Origin of the sequence: Enterococcus sp. BSD2780061688st2 D3 (genome assembly GCF_005844145.1) — a bacterium.
In the GTDB taxonomy this organism is placed as follows: Bacteria; Bacillota; Bacilli; order Lactobacillales; family Enterococcaceae; genus Enterococcus_B; species Enterococcus_B durans.
On sequence record NZ_SPHN01000004.1, the window covers coordinates 198397 to 216864 of the forward strand.

19 protein-coding genes and 1 pseudogene are annotated in these 18468 nt (G+C 37.4%); 4 read left to right on the top strand and 16 right to left on the bottom strand.

Going from position 1 to position 18468, the window contains the following annotated elements; all coding sequences use genetic code 11:
* Window positions 1-5: 5 nt before the first annotated feature.
* Window positions 6-2000 carry an excinuclease ABC subunit UvrB gene (gene uvrB / locus FGQ66_RS05275; protein WP_138301937.1) on the bottom strand — a complete coding sequence of 665 codons (1995 nt, stop codon included), beginning with the start codon at window positions 1998-2000 and terminating at the stop codon, window positions 6-8.
* Window positions 2001-2293: 293 nt separating this feature from the next.
* On the opposite strand from uvrB, the gene FGQ66_RS05280 reads away from it, so the two are divergent.
* Window positions 2294-3790 carry an amino acid ABC transporter substrate-binding protein/permease gene (locus FGQ66_RS05280; protein ID WP_081135518.1) on the top strand — a complete coding sequence of 499 codons (1497 nt, stop codon included), beginning with the start codon at window positions 2294-2296 and terminating at the stop codon, window positions 3788-3790.
* 1 nt (window position 3791) lies between these two features.
* Window positions 3792-4529: an amino acid ABC transporter ATP-binding protein gene (locus tag FGQ66_RS05285; RefSeq protein WP_138301938.1), complete on the top strand. Its 738-nt coding sequence runs from the start codon at window positions 3792-3794 to the stop codon at window positions 4527-4529.
* A 258-nt stretch (window positions 4530-4787) separates the two neighbouring features.
* On the opposite strand, the gene dnaJ is transcribed toward FGQ66_RS05285, so the two are convergent.
* From dnaJ to relB, 11 genes are all read right to left on the bottom strand, one after another.
* Window positions 4788-5957: a molecular chaperone DnaJ gene (gene dnaJ, locus FGQ66_RS05290; RefSeq protein WP_138301939.1), complete on the bottom strand. Its 1170-nt coding sequence runs from the start codon at window positions 5955-5957 to the stop codon at window positions 4788-4790.
* Window positions 5958-6304: 347 nt separating this feature from the next.
* Window positions 6305-8137 (bottom strand): molecular chaperone DnaK, encoded by a 1833-nt coding sequence (gene dnaK, locus FGQ66_RS05295; protein ID WP_005880047.1) that lies wholly within the window; start codon window positions 8135-8137, stop codon window positions 6305-6307.
* Window positions 8138-8188: 51 nt separating this feature from the next.
* A complete protein-coding gene (gene grpE, locus FGQ66_RS05300) occupies window positions 8189-8752 on the bottom strand; it encodes a nucleotide exchange factor GrpE (protein ID WP_005880049.1) in 564 nt (187 codons plus the stop codon).
* 87 nt (window positions 8753-8839) lie between these two features.
* Window positions 8840-9883, bottom strand: a complete 1044-nt coding sequence (hrcA, locus tag FGQ66_RS05305) for a heat-inducible transcriptional repressor HrcA (protein WP_138301940.1) — start codon at window positions 9881-9883, stop codon at window positions 8840-8842.
* 248 nt (window positions 9884-10131) lie between these two features.
* Complete coding sequence (hemW, locus tag FGQ66_RS05310) at window positions 10132-11304, bottom strand: radical SAM family heme chaperone HemW (RefSeq protein ID WP_138301941.1); 1173 nt, start codon at window positions 11302-11304, stop codon at window positions 10132-10134.
* Between the two features lie 331 nt (window positions 11305-11635).
* A complete protein-coding gene (locus FGQ66_RS05315; protein WP_138301942.1) occupies window positions 11636-13018 on the bottom strand; it encodes a tyrosine-type recombinase/integrase in 1383 nt (460 codons plus the stop codon).
* A gap of 558 nt (window positions 13019-13576) precedes the next feature.
* Entirely contained in the window at window positions 13577-14125 is a 549-nt protein-coding gene (locus FGQ66_RS05325) for an EF0163 family protein (RefSeq protein WP_113845764.1), read from the bottom strand.
* Window positions 14126-14311: 186 nt separating this feature from the next.
* A complete protein-coding gene (locus FGQ66_RS05335) occupies window positions 14312-14590 on the bottom strand; it encodes a hypothetical protein (RefSeq protein ID WP_113845765.1) in 279 nt (92 codons plus the stop codon).
* On the bottom strand, window positions 14583-14753 hold the full coding sequence (locus FGQ66_RS15130) for a hypothetical protein (protein WP_171024562.1): 171 nt from the start codon (window positions 14751-14753) through the stop codon (window positions 14583-14585). Before FGQ66_RS15130 ends, FGQ66_RS05335 begins: the two co-directional genes overlap by 8 nt.
* 116 nt (window positions 14754-14869) lie before the next feature.
* Window positions 14870-15136 (bottom strand): type II toxin-antitoxin system RelE family toxin, encoded by a 267-nt coding sequence (locus FGQ66_RS05340; protein WP_113845766.1) that lies wholly within the window; start codon window positions 15134-15136, stop codon window positions 14870-14872.
* Complete coding sequence (relB, locus tag FGQ66_RS05345) at window positions 15133-15363, bottom strand: type II toxin-antitoxin system RelB family antitoxin (protein ID WP_113845767.1); 231 nt, start codon at window positions 15361-15363, stop codon at window positions 15133-15135. The genes FGQ66_RS05340 and relB overlap by 4 nt, the downstream gene beginning before the upstream one ends.
* Before the next feature lie 216 nt (window positions 15364-15579).
* Here relB and FGQ66_RS15665 point away from each other — a divergent pair, with 216 nt between their 5' ends.
* Window positions 15580-15726 (top strand): putative holin-like toxin, encoded by a 147-nt coding sequence (locus tag FGQ66_RS15665; protein ID WP_328291030.1) that lies wholly within the window; start codon window positions 15580-15582, stop codon window positions 15724-15726.
* A 217-nt stretch (window positions 15727-15943) separates the two neighbouring features.
* On the opposite strand, the gene FGQ66_RS05355 is transcribed toward FGQ66_RS15665, so the two are convergent.
* The 3 genes from FGQ66_RS05355 to FGQ66_RS05365 form a co-directional block, all read right to left on the bottom strand.
* Entirely contained in the window at window positions 15944-16420 is a 477-nt protein-coding gene (locus FGQ66_RS05355; RefSeq protein WP_138301944.1) for a hypothetical protein, read from the bottom strand.
* A gap of 162 nt (window positions 16421-16582) precedes the next feature.
* On the bottom strand, window positions 16583-16828 hold the full coding sequence (locus FGQ66_RS15395; RefSeq protein ID WP_249361093.1) for a hypothetical protein: 246 nt from the start codon (window positions 16826-16828) through the stop codon (window positions 16583-16585).
* Window positions 16829-16918: 90 nt separating this feature from the next.
* Window positions 16919-17110, bottom strand: coding sequence for a hypothetical protein (locus FGQ66_RS05365; protein ID WP_138301945.1), 192 nt, complete (start codon window positions 17108-17110; stop codon window positions 16919-16921).
* Window positions 17111-17467: 357 nt separating this feature from the next.
* Here FGQ66_RS05365 and FGQ66_RS15790 point away from each other — a divergent pair.
* Window positions 17468-17554, top strand: a pseudogene (locus tag FGQ66_RS15790) (DUF3788 family protein); the annotation flags it as partial.
* A gap of 536 nt (window positions 17555-18090) precedes the next feature.
* On the opposite strand, the gene FGQ66_RS05375 reads toward FGQ66_RS15790, so the two are convergent.
* Window positions 18091-18351 (bottom strand): hypothetical protein, encoded by a 261-nt coding sequence (locus FGQ66_RS05375; RefSeq protein ID WP_138301946.1) that lies wholly within the window; start codon window positions 18349-18351, stop codon window positions 18091-18093.
* Between the last annotated feature and the right edge of the window lie 117 nt (window positions 18352-18468).

Sequence of the window (18468 nt, forward strand, 5' to 3'; positions counted from 1 at the left end):
TCCTCCTACTCTGAAGCTTTTAATTCAAGAATCATATCCCGTACATTGGCGGCGGTCTCGAAATCTAAAGCTTTGGCAGCATCTTTCATTTCTTTTTCTAATTTCATTAATAATGTAGCTTTTTCCTCTCGGGACATTTCTTCGTAGGATACTTGGACTGTTTCTTTCGCATCACCTTCAGATTCTTTCGTGATGGAAATCAAATCACGAATTTCTTTGATGATCGTCTTAGGAACGATACCATGTTCTTTGTTGTAAGCCTCTTGGACCGTACGACGTCGTGCAGTTTCATCCATCGCTAACCGCATAGAGTCAGTTACTCTGTCTGCGTACATGATTACTTTACCTTCTGAGTTTCTTGCAGCACGCCCAATAGTTTGGACCAATGATCGCTCACTACGTAAGAATCCTTCTTTATCCGCATCCAAAATAGCCACTAGAGACACTTCAGGCACATCAAGTCCTTCACGAAGTAAATTGATTCCGACTAAAACATCAAATTCTCCTAGACGCAAGTCTCGGATAATCTCCGTTCGTTCAAGTGTTTTGATATCACTGTGAAGATATTTGACTTTGATTCCTAATTCTTTGAAATAATCCGTTAGATCCTCTGACATTTTTTTCGTTAACGTTGTCACAAAGACCCGCTGATCTTTTTCAACTCGTTCATTGATTTCTCCGACAAGATCATCGATTTGTCCCATGATCGGCCGTACTTCAATGATTGGGTCAAGCAATCCAGTTGGGCGAATAATCTGTTGAATCACCGTATCAGTCTGTTCATACTCATATGGTCCTGGTGTAGCAGAAACATAAACGATCTGATTTACATGTTTTTCAAACTCTTCTAGTCGTAAAGGTCGATTGTCCAGCGCAGATGGTAAACGGAACCCATAATCTACCAGCATTTGTTTTCTGGCACGGTCGCCATTATACATTCCTCGGATTTGTGGCATCGTAACATGTGATTCATCCACTACGATCAACGAATCTTCCGGGAAAAAGTCAAGTAGCGTATAAGGCGGTTCTCCTTCTTTACGTCCGTCCATATGTCGCGAATAATTCTCGATCCCTGAGGTATATCCCATCTCCAACATCATTTCAATATCGTAATTTGTTCGCTGTTCCAACCGCTGTGCTTCAAGCAGCTTGTTTTCATTACGCAGAACGGCTAGTCGTTGCTCAAGTTCAGCTTTTATATTCGCCACTGCATGTTCCATATGATCATCATTCGTTACAAAGTGAGTGGCTGGGAAGATAGCTACATGTTCCGTCTCGCCAAGTACTTCTCCTGTTAAGGCATTGACTTCTCTGATCCTCTCAACTTCATCACCAAAAAATTCTACTCGCAACGCCCGCTCATCACGTGAAGCTGGGAAAATTTCCACGACGTCACCGCGCACTCGAAAACGACCGCGCTGAAAATCAATATCATTTCGTTCAAATTGTATGCCTACCAAACTCCGAATCAATTGATTACGATCTAGTTCTGCGCCTTGTCTGATCGATACCACTTGTTTTTGGTATTCAAAGGGTGACCCCAATCCAAAAATACAAGAAACGGAGGCAATCACGATCACGTCGTTTCTTTCTAATAAAGAACTCGTCGCTGAATGTCGTAATTTATCGATCTCGTCGTTTACACTTGAATCTTTTTCAATATACGTATCGCTTGATGGCACATAAGCTTCTGGTTGATAATAATCATAATAAGAAACAAAGTATTCCACCGCATTATTCGGAAAGAACTCCTTAAACTCTCCATACAATTGACCAGCTAATGTCTTGTTATGGGCAATGATCAAGGTTGGCTTATTTACTTTCTCGATCAAATTCGAAATCGTATAAGTTTTCCCTGTTCCTGTTGCGCCTAATAGTATCTGTGCTTTTTTACCCTTTATCACGCCATCAACTAACTGAGTGATTGCTTCTGGCTGATCACCAGCTGGCTGATATTTCGACACTAGTTCAAAGTGGCGGGAGGTATCTCTTTCTATCATTTTTCATCCTCCTTTTCATTCTCTCCCTTTCATTTTACGACCAGCAAAAAGAAAAGGAAAGCAAAGGCATTCCCTGTTTAGAAATTATACCACACCGAACATACTTTCGCCACTTAAATGCGTCACGAAAGAATGTCAGCTTTTTTTATCACAAATGTCACATTTTATAACATAAGATGTTAGTAAAAGAGATTTTTTTCATTTTTTTATGCACAAAATCTTGTCTAGTTTATCTATTTTCGCCTATAATATAAAAACATGAAATAGTTATTGAAAAACTTAGGAGGTTGATTATGAAAAAAAGGCATTTGCTTTACTCAATTATTTTCATAATGACAGGACTTGTTACATTTGCCACTGGCTACAGTGTACAAGCTGACAATACAAAAACAACGGAATCAAGCACAAGCGAGACGATGCAAAAAATAGAGCCTAAAAAAGACACTTACGTCATTGCAAGTGATTCGGCTTTTGCACCATTCGAATTTCAGAATGCTGATGGTGAATATGAAGGAATTGACGTCAAACTCATGGAAGCTATCTCAAAACTCCAAGGCATCAATATCCGTATGGATTATCGCGGTTTCGCTGCTGCTCTACAAGCTCTAGACTCCGGCCAAGCCGACGGTATGATTTCAGGAATGACTGTAACAGATGAACGAAAACAAAGTTATGATTTTTCTGATCCTTATTTCAACAGCGGTATCCAAATCGCTGTCAAAAAGGGCGATACTTCAATCAAATCATATAAAGACCTAAAAAATAAAACTGTTGGCGCCAAGGTAGGAACTGAAAGTGCGGACTTTTTAGATGCTAATCAGAGTAAATATGGCTACAAAATCAAATATTTCGATGCGGCCGATCAATTGTATGACGGCTTGAAAGTTGGCGCCATCGACGCTATGATGGATGACTATCCAGTAATCGGTTATGCCATCAAACAAGGACAAGCACTTGAAACACCAATCAAAAGAGAATCAGGCGGTGTTTATGCATTTGCTGTCAAAAAAGGCCAAAACCAAGAACTTCTTCAAATGTTCAACGAAGGTTTAAAAGAATTAAAACGAACTGGCGAATACGATAAAATCATCAATAAATACATTTCAGATGACAGCAGTTCAGAAAAAACAAAAGCAAACGAATCAACAATCGTTGGTTTGATCCAAAATAATTACAAATCCTTACTTAAAGGTTTATGGAAAACGATTCTTTTAACGCTGATCTCATTTGCTTTAGCATTAATCGTGGGAATCATTTTCGGCTTATTCAGTGTAGCACCGATCCGTGCATTACGTACACTTGCTACCATCTATGTCGATATTATCCGTGGTATCCCAATGATGGTACTAGCATTTTTCATTTTCTTTGGACTACCAGGTATTCTTGGATTTACCATCCCTGATTTTATTGCCGGGATCATCACATTAACCTTGAACGCTAGCGCGTATATCGCTGAGATCGTCCGCGGTGGGATCAAAGCTGTACCAGTAGGTCAAATGGAAGCATCTCGCAGTCTAGGTTTGCCATACAACCGTACAATGCAAAAAATCATTTTGCCACAAGCAATCAAGATCATGTTACCATCATTCGTCAACCAATTTGTTATCTCATTAAAAGATACAACCATTATTTCAGCAATTGGCGTTGTCGAATTATTGCAAACTGGTAAAATCATCGTTGCCCGTACGACGCAAAGTACGTATGTGTACTTGATCATCGCAATCATGTATTTGATCTTGATCACTGCCCTAACTAAATTAGCAAAAGTTTTAGAAAAGAAGGTGAAATAACATGGCAGAAAAAATCTTGGTAGAACATCTTGTAAAAAAATACGGTGACAATACTGTTTTGAACAACATCAATGTTTCAATCAATGAAGGCGATGTTGTTTGTATCATCGGCCCTTCTGGTTCAGGAAAAAGTACTTTTCTTCGTTGTTTGAATCGTCTAGAAGAACCTTCAGATGGCGATATCATCATTGACGGCGCACATTTGATGGATAAAAATACAGACATCAATCTTGTGAGACAGCATATTGGAATGGTATTCCAACATTTCAACCTGTTCCCTCACCTTTCAGTTTTAGAAAATATCATTTTAGCTCCAATGGATCTTAAAAAAGAAACAAGAGAAGCAGCAGAGAAAAAAGCAATCAAATTGCTTCAAACTGTCGGTCTCGAAGATAAGAAAGATATGTACCCAGAAATGCTTTCCGGCGGACAAAAACAACGTGTCGCTATTGCGCGCGCATTGGCAATGAATCCTGACATCATGCTATTCGATGAACCAACCTCTGCTCTTGATCCAGAAATGGTTGGCGATGTATTGAACGTTATGAAAAAATTAGCCAAACAAGGAATGACCATGGTCATCGTTACCCATGAAATGGGCTTTGCCAAAGAAGTCGCTAACCGCGTCATGTTCATCGATGATGGAAACTTCCTAGAAGATGGCACACCACAACAAATCTTTGAACATCCACAAAATGAACGAACAAAAGATTTCTTAGATAAAGTATTGAACATCTGATCTCGTCAGATATTGAAATGAACACCATTCATAAAGAACTATAGGTACACAAAAAAACGGATCGAGGTTGGGCAAAAGTAAGAAACACTTCTGCCCTAGCCTCGATTCGCTTTTTTCATGTGCAAATACAAAATATCAGCAATATCCCATTCAGTATAAAAAGACCGAGTAAACAACAGCAGTGTGATCCAACTGTTGTTACCCGGTCTTCATTTTTTAATTTGACTAAAACAATCGCCTTCAAGCTATCAAAAACGACTATTTACGCTTTTTTCCACCAAACGCATCCTTGACCTTATCAAAGAAGCCATCTTCTTGTTGTTCTTCAACCTTCATTCCACCTGCTTCAGCAAATGCACGCAAGGCTTCACGTTGTTGCTCATTAAGATTCTTAGGCGTGATCAGTTTCACTTTGACATGTTGGTCACCAGTAGCCCCACCACGAAGCTTAGGCGCACCCTTACCACGTAGACGGAAGTTTGTCCCAGTTTGAGTTCCCGCAGGAATTTTCAATTTCACATCCCCATGGACAGTCGGCACTTGTACTTCGTCACCTAACGCAGCTTGAACAAAACTCAAAGGTAATTCATAATAGATTTCTGAACCATCACGATCAAAGATATCACTTTCTTCTACACGGAAAATAACATAAAGATCACCGAAAGGCCCACCATTTTCACCAGCCTCACCTTGGCCAGCTAAACGCATTTGTTGCCCTTCTTCTACACCAGCTGGTACATTTACCTTCACTGAGTGAGCTTTCTTTTCATGACCAGAGCCATGACAAGTTGGACAAGGATCTTTGATTTCTTTCCCAGTACCATGACAGACATCACATGTTTGACGACTCATCACTCGTCCAAGTGGTGTCTGACGTTCTACATTGATCGTACCTGCTCCATGACATTTGTGACAAGTCGTTGGTTGTGTTCCTGGTTTTGCACCATTCCCATTACATGTGTGACAGACTTCTTCACGGTTGTATTTGATTTCTTTTTCAACACCAAAAATCGCTTCTTCAAAAGAAAGGTCTACAGTATATTGTAAATCCGCTCCTTGACGAGGGGCATTAGGATCAACCGTTCGGCCGCCTCCTCCAAAGAATGAATCAAAGATGTCTTCAAATCCACCAAAGCCACCGCCAGAGAATCCACCGAATCCGCCGCCAAAGCCACCACCGGCTCCGCCAGCTCCATAATTAGGATCGGTACCAGCATGACCATATTGATCATAGGCAGCACGCTTTTGCGGGTCACTTAAAATCTCATAAGCTTCTGATACTTCTTTGAATTTTTCTTCTGCATCAGGTTCTTTATTGATATCTGGATGGTATTTCTTTGATAGCTTACGATAAGCTTTTTTGATTTCGTCTTCAGAAGCTCCTTTTGTGAGCCCTAAGACTTCATAATAATCACGTTTTGTTGCCATAGGCTTTCCTCCTATTGGTTCTCATCATTTCCACGTCGCTTGTTATCATATCATATTTTTACTAAAACAAAAACTGCAACTTTGAAGTATTTTCAAAAGAAAAAGCCAAAGTAGCAACTTTGGCTTTAAACATGCGCAGTCTTAAAGAAACAGAGCCATAAAACCATTATCGGCTGACTATTTCAAACTTTTATGGCTCTATCGTTTTCTTAGCGACCTCTGCTTACTAAAGTGTCCAAAGGCCTTCCTCTAATGAAGACAAGCTTGAACACGCGAAGAAATCTCAGCTCTATTCAAGACTTGTCTTCCATATAAATAGCCTATTTACAAACAACTCGACGAGTCAATTATTTTTTGTCGTCACCATCGACTTCTTCAAAGTCAGCATCAACGACGTCGTCAGCTCCACCTTGCGCTGCTTCTGGATTTTCTTGTGCTTGTTGTTGTGCAGCTTGTTCGTAAAGTTTTACAGTAAGGTTTTGTACGATTTCATTCAATGCGTCACGTTTTGTTTTCATTTCTTCGATATTGTTTGCTTCTACAGCTGCTTTTAATTCATCACGAGCTGCTTCTGCTTTTTTCACTTCTTCTTCGTCAACTTTACCTTCTAATTCTTTCAATGTTTTGTCAACAGAGAATAGTAATGCATCTACATCGTTACGAAGATCTACTTCTTCTTTACGAGCTTTATCTGCTTCTGCATTTGATTCAGCATCTTTGACCATACGTTCAATTTCTTCATCTGTTAAACCTGAAGAAGATTTAATTGTAATTTTTTGTTCTTTTTGTGTACCTAAATCTTTAGCTGACACGTTAACGATCCCGTTTTTGTCGATATCAAAAGTTACTTCGATTTGAGGGATTCCACGTGGTGCAGCAGGAATATCTGTCAATTGGAATCTACCCAATGTTTTATTGTCAGCAGCCATCGGACGTTCCCCTTGTAATACATGGATATCTACTGCTGGTTGATTATCTGCAGCTGTTGAGAATACTTGTGATTTACTTGTAGGGATCGTTGTATTACGATCGATCAATTTTGTAAATACACCACCCATTGTTTCGATACCTAATGATAATGGAGTGACATCAAGTAAAACAACATCTTTCACATCACCAGTGATAACTCCACCTTGGATTGCAGCACCCATAGCAACTACTTCATCTGGGTTCACTGATTTATTTGGTTCTTTACCTGTTTCTTTTCGAACTGCTTCTACAACAGCAGGAATACGTGTTGAACCACCGACTAAGATCACTTCATCGATTTCTGATTGTGACAAACCAGCATCTTTCAACGCTTGACGTACTGGAACTTTTGTACGTTCAACTAAATCAGCTGTTAATTCATCAAATTTTGCACGAGTCAATGTCATTTCTAAGTGTAAAGGTCCAGCTTCTCCGGCAGTAATAAATGGCAAGCTGATTTGTGTGCTAGAAACACCTGATAAATCTTTTTTCGCTTTTTCTGCAGCATCTTTCAAACGTTGCAACGCCATTTTATCTTGTGCTAAGTCAATACCATTTTCTTTCTTGAATTCTGCAACCATGTAGTCGATGATCTTGTTATCGAAGTCATCCCCACCTAAATGGTTGTCCCCAGCAGTTGACAATACATCAAATACGCCATCTCCTAATTCAAGGATAGATACGTCAAATGTACCACCACCAAGGTCAAATACTAAGATTTTTTCGTCGCGGTCTGTTTTGTCTAAACCATAAGCAAGTGCTGCAGCTGTTGGTTCGTTAACGATACGTTCCACTTCTAACCCAGCGATTTTCCCAGCATCTTTTGTTGCTTGACGTTGCGCATCATTGAAGTAAGCAGGAACTGTAATAACAGCTTTTTCAACTTTTTCGCCTAAGTAATCTTCAGCAAACCCTTTGATATATTGAAGGATCATTGCAGAGATTTCTTGAGGTGTATAAGATTTACCTTCAGCTTCTACTTTGAAGCCAGCTTCACCGATATGGCGTTTGATTGAGGAAATCGTATTTGGGTTTGTAACTGCTTGACGTTTTGCTACTTCACCTACTTGGATTTCACCATTTTTAAATGATACAACAGAAGGAGTTGTACGATTACCTTCTGGATTTGCGATGATTTTTGCTTCGTTTCCTTCTAATACAGCAACAGCAGAGTTTGTTGTACCTAAGTCAATTCCGATAATTTTACTCATAATTAACGTCTCCTTATCTTTACTAAACTTTTTTTATTCAATCATGACTTTTTACTGCGCAACGATGACCATTGTCGGTCTCAACACGCGGTCATGTAATTTGTAGCCTTCTTGAAGCACTTCTACGATCGTATCCGCAGGAACATCTTCCGATGCAGGTACTGTTTGTACCGCTTGATGGAGATTTGGATCGAATGCTTCACCCTTTGCAGGGATTTTTTCAATACCTTCTTCTCTAAGTGCATGTCTCAAACTTTCCAAGACCATTTCCACACCTTTTTTCAGGCTGGCACCTTGGTCATCGGAAACTTCCGTTGATAATGCACGTTCTAAGTTATCGATAGAAGGTAATAATTTTTTTGCTAAATCTTGCGAACGATATTTTTGCAACTGTTCACGTTCGTTCTTCCCACGATTTGCCATATTCGCGATTTCTGCACGAGCACGCAAATATTTATCTTCCATTTCTTCAAGTTCAGCTTTCAAATTCTCGATTTCAAATTCTTCGGCTTCAATTTCAGAAACACCGGAATCTTCGACAGCTTCCATATCGATTTCCGGGTCGGGATGAGTATCCGTAACTTCTTGATCTAATTCTTCTTGGTTTTCTTTCACGATACAGTCTTCCTTTCATTATTCAGTCAGCTGTTTGATTGATTCAACCTTACTTGGAGAATCCAATCCTTACAATCCGTTTTAACACTAAGAACCTGATAAATCAAGCGAGCGGTAATAGTCGGCAAGTTTCACCGCTAATTCCTGACGATAGACATCCACCAAACCAAACATCTTAGAATACGGCATGCTAGTTGGTCCTAACAATGCTATTGTACCTCGACCATGCCCGGCAATCTCGTAACTTGCTTGGATCATACTCATATTCTGCAAAAGATCGTTGCCTAGTTCAGTACCAATCTTGATATGGATATCACTATCCATCGGTACGATCATCTGCGTCAATTCATAGGTATCAGTCATAAAGGAAAACATCGACTTGAATTGGTCAAGATCCTGGTGTGGTTCATAATCTAATAGATTCATTTGTCCACTTACATAAACTTTATCTTCAAACGCATGACCGAGTACCGTATCAAAAAGATTAGACATCCCTTCAGTTGTTTGGAAGTACTTATGCAAGATCATTGGAATTTCTGTTCGCAATTTGTGATAGACCGTCACTAGAGGATCTCCCACTAGACGATCATTGACAATGCGAACCATTTTTTCTAGGTCTTGACTTCCTAAATTCTCTGGAAGTGTAAATACTTGGCTTTCCACATTGCCTTTGTCCGTCACGACGATTGCAATAGTCTGTCGGCTATTCAAAGGAATGATTCGAAATCCAGTTAATCGGCGGTCTTTGATTTCTGGCCCTAACGAGAAAGTCGTATAACTAGTCAGCTGGGATAAAATTTCAGCAGATTGCTTGATGATCTCGTTGATTTCATGAAACTCTTTGCTTAAAGACTGCCGAATCTGTTGCAAATCATCGTTTGGCACACGAGCCGGCTTTAGCAAATGGTCCACGTAATAACGATAGCCAAGTACTGAAGGTATCCTTCCTGAAGACGAGTGAGTCTTAAGCAAAAGGCCTTCATCTTCTAGTGCTTTCATATCATTGCGAATTGTTGCCGAGCTTGCCTCGACTCCTTCTTCCATTAACGTTTTGGAACCAACGGGCACGCCACTACTCGTATAGCTTTGGATGATCAGACGTAAAATCTCACTTTGTCTTTGTGTTAACATCTTCCTCACCTCTTGTTAGCACTCTTATCTTCTAAGTGCTAACCCACTTACTAATATAGCAAGAAGCCCTACCTGTGTCAAGAAAAATAACTCTATTTTTAGCACTCTCTTAAGTCGAGTGCTAAAAATAGAGCTAACCAGTAAGACTATTGATCTATCAGTGTTTCATCAGCTTTTCAAACCTTTTTAAAAATACTTTTTACTTTCTTTTTTTGCTTTTTATAAAAATTTAACGTTTAAAAATGTTTTCAAATTTCATCTCCTAATAAAAAACGTTCAAATACATTGTTTCCTAAAAATATTCCTTTAGGTGTAAGATAGATTCTCTCATCAGCATTAACAAGCAGCCCCTCATTTTCCAACTCAATCAGCACAGTCGAATACAATGATTCTATTGAACATTGGTAACGCGTTTGGAAGTGTTTTTTTGAAATCCCCATTTTTTTCCGCAATCCCAAAAACATTTCTTCTTCTATCTGATTTTTCTTAGACAGTTCCTCTTTTTCTAAAACAGGCAACTCCCCTTGTCTCAATGGACGTAGATAATGTTGGATCGGTCCCTTATTTCGATAACGATTATTCCCAAGATAGCCACTAGCACCTGCACCAAAACCAAAATAGTGGTCATTGTTCCAATACATCATATTATGCTGAGACTCATGCCCAGTCAAACCAAAATTACTGATTTCATATTGGTGACGCCCATGTTTCTCCATTGCCTCGATCGTTTCTTCAAACATCCTTGTCTCTGTTTCTTGATCTGGCAACTCCAGTCTCCCTTGTCGTACCCAGTTCATAAACATTGTTTTATTTTCTAAAATCAATGAGTACAACGAATAATGAGGTAAATCAAGCGCTAAAGCTTGCTCTAATGTCTGCCGATATCCTTCAAGTGTTTGACCTGGAAGAGCATAAATCAGATCAATACTTACATTATTAAAATTCTCCGCTTCCAAAAAGGACATCGTTTGATAAACATCTTCAGCGGTATGCTTTCGACCAATTTTTTTCAATAATTTATTGTCAAAAGTCTGCACTCCCATTGACAAACGATTAACTCCATAATTTTTCATCACCTGCAGCTTCTCACGCGTAAGGTCACCAGGATTGGCTTCCACAGTAAACTCTTTCCCCTCTTTAAAAGGTAAGATTTCCCGTGCGCCCGCCAACAAGCGATCCAACTGATTCGCTGACAGTGATGTTGGTGTGCCACCACCAACATATAACGTCTCTAAATCAGCCACCGGATATTTCTCCGTCATGATTCTCATTTCTTCCAAAAGCATCTCAACATATTCATCGACCGGCTGCCCCTCTAAAAAGACTTTATTAAAATCACAGTAATAACAAATATGTTCGCAAAATGGGATATGGATATACGCAGAAACCTTACGCTCTGCGGAATTTATTATTTCATTCATTAATTTTCTTTCTCCTTACGTCGAAAAGTCGTACTGATTTTCGACCTTCTTTAAACGGTGTTCAAGTACTAGCTCCTTGAAATAAGCCATAAATTTCTAAAACATGAAAAGCTGTTTGAGAAATTTCTTTCTTATTGTCATCGGAGCTACCTAGCACTCTCACGACCTCTTATCAAACGGTGCTCAAGCGATTGCTCCTGCGGAATTAAGTTCAAAAAATACAAAAATATGGAAAGCTATTTTCGATTTTTTGCTCTTAATTCTTGGAGCAGATCATCGCTTTCACGACCTCTCATATACGCATACTAAACGTATTTGGTAAACAAATCCACTAAAAAATCCAAGAATCGACTTCTTGGATGACTTTTTCTTTGGTGGCATTCGTTACCTGATTATAAATCTCCAGCGTGGTTTTCATATTGGCATGGCCCACTCGATCCATGATTGCTTTGATTGGGACGTTGGCTTCTGCCAAGAGAGAAATATGCGTGTAGCGAAAAGTATGCGTAGTAACGTGTTTGTTAAACTCTGGATATTTTTCTCTTAAGATATCTTTGACACATTTCACTGGTTTTTTATTATTTCCACGGCCATTCATAAACTCATTAAATGAATGATATACAACTGGCGTACCATTTTGGGTCTGAAAAATTGTGTTTGAAAAAAGAAAGTTCTCGGCAGCCTTCACTTTTTTGTGATAGGCAGTTTGATTCTTTCGCTGATATGTCCTTATAAAAGTTCCTTTTTCTCGTTGTTTCATCTCTTTTTGCCTCGCTTCATTTATTTGAATCCGATTTCGAATAATCGCAAGAGAACGATCATCCAGATCGATTTCTCGAATGGAGGAAATTGTTTTTGGTGGATTTCGTATGTATTGCTCAATCGTTCTACCAGCAGCCACCACACCTTCATCAATCACTATTTTTTTTGCAGAAAAATGAACCTTCTCCACCGTTAGCGCACTTAGCTCACCAATCCTCAAACCATTTCGAATCAGAAATTCTGCCATGTCCAAGTAAAGTTTTCCCATTTTATTGATTTCATGATTACTTTCATATTTTTCATCGATTGCTTGGAAAAGAGTATGGATCTCCTCTTTTTCTAGAAACTTCTTTTTTCTACGACGGACCACTGGAATTTTTCGATCGTTTGGGATTTTCAAGACAATCTTATTCAAATCAAATAGAACTAAATCGTGCCGATAGCCATAAGCTAGAATTTGTTTGAGCAAGGAACGGATTTTTTCTAATGTAGCTTTTTCTAGAAATTTTTTTGTTTGTTTCGAGCGAATCGCCAGGATATCTGCCCAAACACCTTCTACAAATAAGGGAGTTAACTGCTTCAGTCGTAGATCATCCGTAAAATACGGACATAGGTACCGTGCAAGAATCTCTTTTTGGTAGTGGACAGTCGTTTGACGAACAGTTGGTGACCAAGCTTTTAGCCAAAGAAGTGTCAATTTACGAAACGTTTCACAATGGTTCGCATCAGAAAACATCGAATCCTTTTTGAACTCATTTTCAATCTGTTCCTTTAGATAGCGCAATGCTTGTTTTTCACTTTTAAACCCTTTTGCTTTCCAATTGACACTTTTCTTTTTCGTCTTTTCTTTGATTGGATCATAGTAAGCCTGAAACGTACGTAAATAACTTTTTTTATCAATGGTTGTATAGGAACTTCGCAAATACTGTTTCAACTCTGACGACCGCAGCAATTCTCCCTCCTTTCATATAAAAAAAGCGCATAAGTGAAAGGTCTCCCTATCGCTTATGCGCTTTTCAATTTAAATATCATTCATTTTAAAAACTTTATCTATGCCTTTTTTACATAAATAATATATTCATGCTACTTGTTTATTGCTATAATAATAAACAGTAGAAAGTTTGTGGCGGTTGGCAAATCCAACTGAGAGGACGTGGTGCCTATGAGCTTACGGCTTGTTGGTCAGACTCTGCAGAAAGGAAATGCCTGATTTGTTCTCTATGGATCAAATCATAGCCATTATTGGATCAGTTGCAGTGATTGTTACTGCAGTCGCAAAAGCAAGTGATTCAGTTTTGGCATGGTTAAAATTCAAAAAAGAGCAAAAAAAATAGAGCCGTCTCAACTTTTGGCAGAGTAGACAGGCTCTAAACTTGTAAAAAAATGCCATCCGCTTTGAACGGACTACATTTAGGAACTGTTCGCGCAGTTCCTTTTGTTTTATTATAGTATCATGATAACATAATTTTTGTGTATTATCTATTGAAAATTATTACTTACATCTTCTAACTTAATACTCTTGCTTCAACGTGTTATAAGTCATTTCTGCTATTTTTCCATTTTCTACTCTCGCTAACAATAAAACTCGAATCGATGAACCATTCTGAATACAATCAAGCAATACCGCATATTCATCTTGAGCATTTTGATAAATGGAAGTAATTTTGCCTTCACTACCTAAAGCATTTCCTGTTTCGATATCGATCCCATTCATTTGAATACATTCTTCTGTCATGAGGTCTTTTAATTTCTCATTACGATGGTTGAGATTTCTAAAGTTAGCATAGGCTTCGCCATATTCTTGTACTAATTTAGTATGATCTTCTTTTTCTTTTGACTCTTCTATTAGATTCTTATCTGGTTGTTTTTCTTTTGGTGTTGTTGATTCAGTTGGAACAGTCTTTTCTGCTTCTCTATCTATTTGACTAGAATCTACAGCTTCCATGAGTTGCACTTCTGCTGTAGTGGTTGTGTCTTGTTTTGTTTCTTTCTGGACACAACCACTCAAAAGACCGCCACCACAAAGAAAGCTAGCAAAAAGAAGGATCTTTTTCTTCATTGATCTACCCGCTTTCGCTGGTCGGTTGGTACCCGAACCATTTCTTTTGCATAGACGATCTGTGAAATCTTACCTGTTGAAAATTTTATTTTGTATTCGTGATTTTTCACCGAAACTAAATAGCCATCCTCAAAACGTCGTACTGCAAATTCGTTTTTATGACATTGAAATTTCTCACAAATTTGATTAATTAGTTACTGAAGCTTCCTTAAATTTGCGCATGATCTCTAACTGTTTATTATTCGATTCATTCACCGCATCAACATCTAGTGAAAGATATTTAGTTAATCGCTCTAAACATTCATTCTTTTTGTCTTCATCTACCGTAGTATCCATATTCAAATATTCTTTCGCAAAACTAGTGGCATAAAAAGTAAGCGCAGCATAATCATAGGTGGTACTCGTTTTCATCGGTTCATTGGCTGATTCAGATAATTTACGAACTTGACCATCTAATTTAATCAAAGTTACTAGCCACTACATTTGCTCGAACCACGCCTATTGCTGAAGTGCCAATAAGTAAACAGATTCCCGTCAAAACAACTTTGTTTGCTTTTTTCTGAGAGAGTTTTTTTACTTGCGGACGTTTCTCTTTTTTCTCTTTTTTCTTGATCTTTTTAAAATCCATAGTTCCTCCTAGCAATTTTCTACGTTTTATTCATAAAAAAAATCTAGTTAAATCTCTCAGTTCAAGAGTTTTAACTAGATTTCATCTATTTATTTTTTATAAAAAGAAATAGTCTCTTAATCATAGATATTTCTTCGGTGTCCCACTTGAATAGCAATGACAACCATTTGATTATCTTCTATTTCTACCAACACTCGATATTTGCCAATCCGATAACGCCATTGCACTGAACGATTGGCTGTCAACCCTTTCCCGAATTTTCTCGGGTCATCAACGCTATCAATATGTTGATACAGCCATCGAACAATCAATGTAGCTTGATATTTGTCCATTTTACGAAGTTGTTTCTGAATTTCAGGCGTGAATTCTAGACGATAGGTCACTTTATTCCTCCAAATTCATTCAGTATTTCTTCCATGGATACAGTTGGCTTCCCACTTTCTATCCAATGTTTATGGGCAATTTCAGCTGTTTGTCGATCATATTCATCTTCTAATTGTTCCATCGAATAGGTTTTTAATAGTTCAGATAAAGTAATTCCATAAAATTCCGCCATATAAGAAAGCCATTCTTTTTCAGCATCACTCACACGTACCGTAATCATAGCCATGTTATCGCCTCCATTTGTATCACATTGTAATACAGATTAATTAAACTGTCAATTCTTGTGTCATTTATTTTTGGCTATTTTAACATTTCTAGGCAAAAAAATAGACCTAGTTATACTTGAATTTTCAAGTTGATAACTATATCTATATGCTATAATTATTATTAGACAGTAAAGTTTAATGACGGTGGCTATCCATTCGAAAGTGAGGTGGTGCTTATGCAAATAATCTCAAACTTTAGAGAAAGGAGACGCCTTTTGTCTGTTGAAACAGTGTTAGGGCTAATGATTAGTTTTGGATCTTTGATCGCAACACTGATTTTTGGCATTCTAACTTTAGCCTACAAAAATGACAAAAAGAAGTAACCGTCACTTTAGCAGGCGATAGGTTTACTTCTTTTTGATTTAAAAATATCTACTGTCACCGTCTTTAGCGGTGCTGTCAAAAGGGAACTGTTGACGCAGTTCCTTTTTTCATATTTATTATAGCATAGCTTTCTTTGTTTTTTCAATTTTTAAAGTAGCTTAAAATGTATAATCATCAAGTTGATCATACAATTATTTTCAGAGAGATTACTATTAGTTACTTGGTATTGTTCTCTGTCACTAGATCAAAAAAATTATTGGCTTTTAGATTAAAAAAATTTATTGTTGAAAAATCATAGCCAGTCACCTTAGCCACTCTAAAATAGTACTTTCTATCTGCTTCAACCGTTAAAAGATAGCCTAGATCATATCCTAGGATTATCCAATCTTTCATCTCAAAGTTCACAATTTCAGATTTAGGTATACGAATAATATTCTTATCATATGTTTTTCCTTTTATATCATCAAATGCAAATGATAACAGACTTCCCATTTTTTTGATTATCAACTCTTCTTCAGTAGCAATAATCAACGCTACTTTAGTAACGATTCCCTCTACAAGTGGACCAAGAAATAATAAATCTAAAATCGGGTGTGCAAAGTGATAACAAGTAAAATAATTACCATTAGGCGTAAGTCCTAAATGCCTCATAAAATTTTCCGCTTTTTGTTTCAGAACAATATCCGTATACATTTTTAATTCCCCCAACAATAAATTGTATTGATAGCTATACCTGCTGTGATTGTCGCAATATTAAGTTTCAAAGTTGCAAAGCGCTCAAAGTTTTCTTAGCTTTTTCGAGCAAAATATCTACAGCTCTATCATTGTTTATTGATGCAAGGCATTGACTAAGATTTACATTGCATTTTCTCCTTGCAACGCATCCCAAACACCCTTTTCAAAAAGTAACGAACTTATAACAATACTAGCAATATATTTTATAAAATTATGAGCCATACTAGGAATCATATAAGTATAAAAAACAAATTTCCTAGCTAATCCTTCTTCACCTGAAAGTTCTGTTTTTGCTTCTAAGTTGGGATATACTGTTTTGTCCCTAGATCGACATGACCTGATTCTTCCAAAAGACTTCAAATTCATCTATACCAAGTCTATTCGAAAAAATATTCCCTATGTCTAGAAAAAAAGTAATATAGATCATTTTAAGATTTCGCATTTACTGCGTTAAAACTACTTATTTTTTCTTCTGACATTGATCATTTGCCCGATAACTAAAAATAATGTCACCCAAAAGCCACTACTCACAAAATCTCGATTTACTAAATATTCGATGGAAATACCTACTAAACTGGCTACTAGCGCTATAACAATGATACTAGCGTAGGGATTTTTTTTCGTATACAGTATCCAAGTTTTATACAAGAGAATTCCCTCCCTTATCCCATTTTTAAATCAAGTCCCTACAGCTCTTTCAAAACTATTATAACCGGTTTACTTATGTAACCCAACCATTTTTCTGATCAATTCTTCTTGCACTTTTAAAACAGACATTGCGTCTGTCCATGTTTTGCGTCAGCAAACTTCTTGGTCCCCCGAGTATTACGGCTTCCGCATATAAAGCAACTTTAATTGTGTTTGTTGCACTTCTACGCTTATAACAATATTCGTGTATTAACACGTTCCGTAAGATCATAAAATTACGCATGCTTTTCCATTTTAATGATAATCATTGCTCCAATCCTGCCTACATAGCAGTTGTTACTCAAAACAAAAAAAAGGCTGAGACAGAAGTGTTTAACTCCGAGAATTTCGGCTTATTTCCGACGAAGTTGCTTCTGCTCCCACCGTTTATTCATTTTTAAAGAATGAGACAAAAAGGTTCCTTACTTTTGTCCCATGCTCTTTTAGACTTTTTCATACAAAATAAACAACTTCAAATTTAGAAGAGTTCAATCTTTGTTAGTATTCGTATTTTTGTAAAGTTTCATTTCATAAATTTCTTTTTGTAAATCTTTAATTTCTGCCTGTTGATTTGATACCTTGATAGATAAAGATATTCCGACAAAAGACAATAAAAGTATCGCAATAAAATCATAATGTAAAACAATGAACCTGAAAAACTCTCTAAATATACTCATCTATACTCCATTCCTTTTTCCATCTATCGTACATGTAATCATCAAAACCTAGTGCTGCGGGTAAGCCAAAAGTAGCAATAATTCCTGTCATGATCCAACCACCATTGGGCTTATAACTTTTTTTACTAAGTATTCCTCGAGACACACACTGTTTAGCTGCATATCTTCTAGCATTATATATTCCCGAAACAATTGCTATTGCACCCCCAACAATACCAATGATTGATTCTAATGCAATCCTTCCTTGTGGCCTGTACTTAAAAATTATAAATAACCATCCATTAACTTATCCTGATTATGTAGAGTTACAGTTTTCCCGTAAAAATAGTCTTTGAAATATTCTACAGTTGTACTGTTTCCATTCTTTTCTAAATATTCTACTGCTTTGTTATAATTTTCGTTATTTTCATCCAAAACATAAGTTTCATCATTCGAACCATATGGATTACTAACAGGTGGGACTGGAAATTTTTCCTCCGCAAAAGTTGAAACTGTTGGAGTCAAACTTCCTGTAATAGTAATCAATGAAAAAAGACCAGCTATAAATTTTACTTTTTTTGAAATCCGTAAATTTCAAGTTTAAGTTAGCCACTACAGGTAACTCATTTGTTTGATACCGTAACTGCCTCGTTATTCTAAATC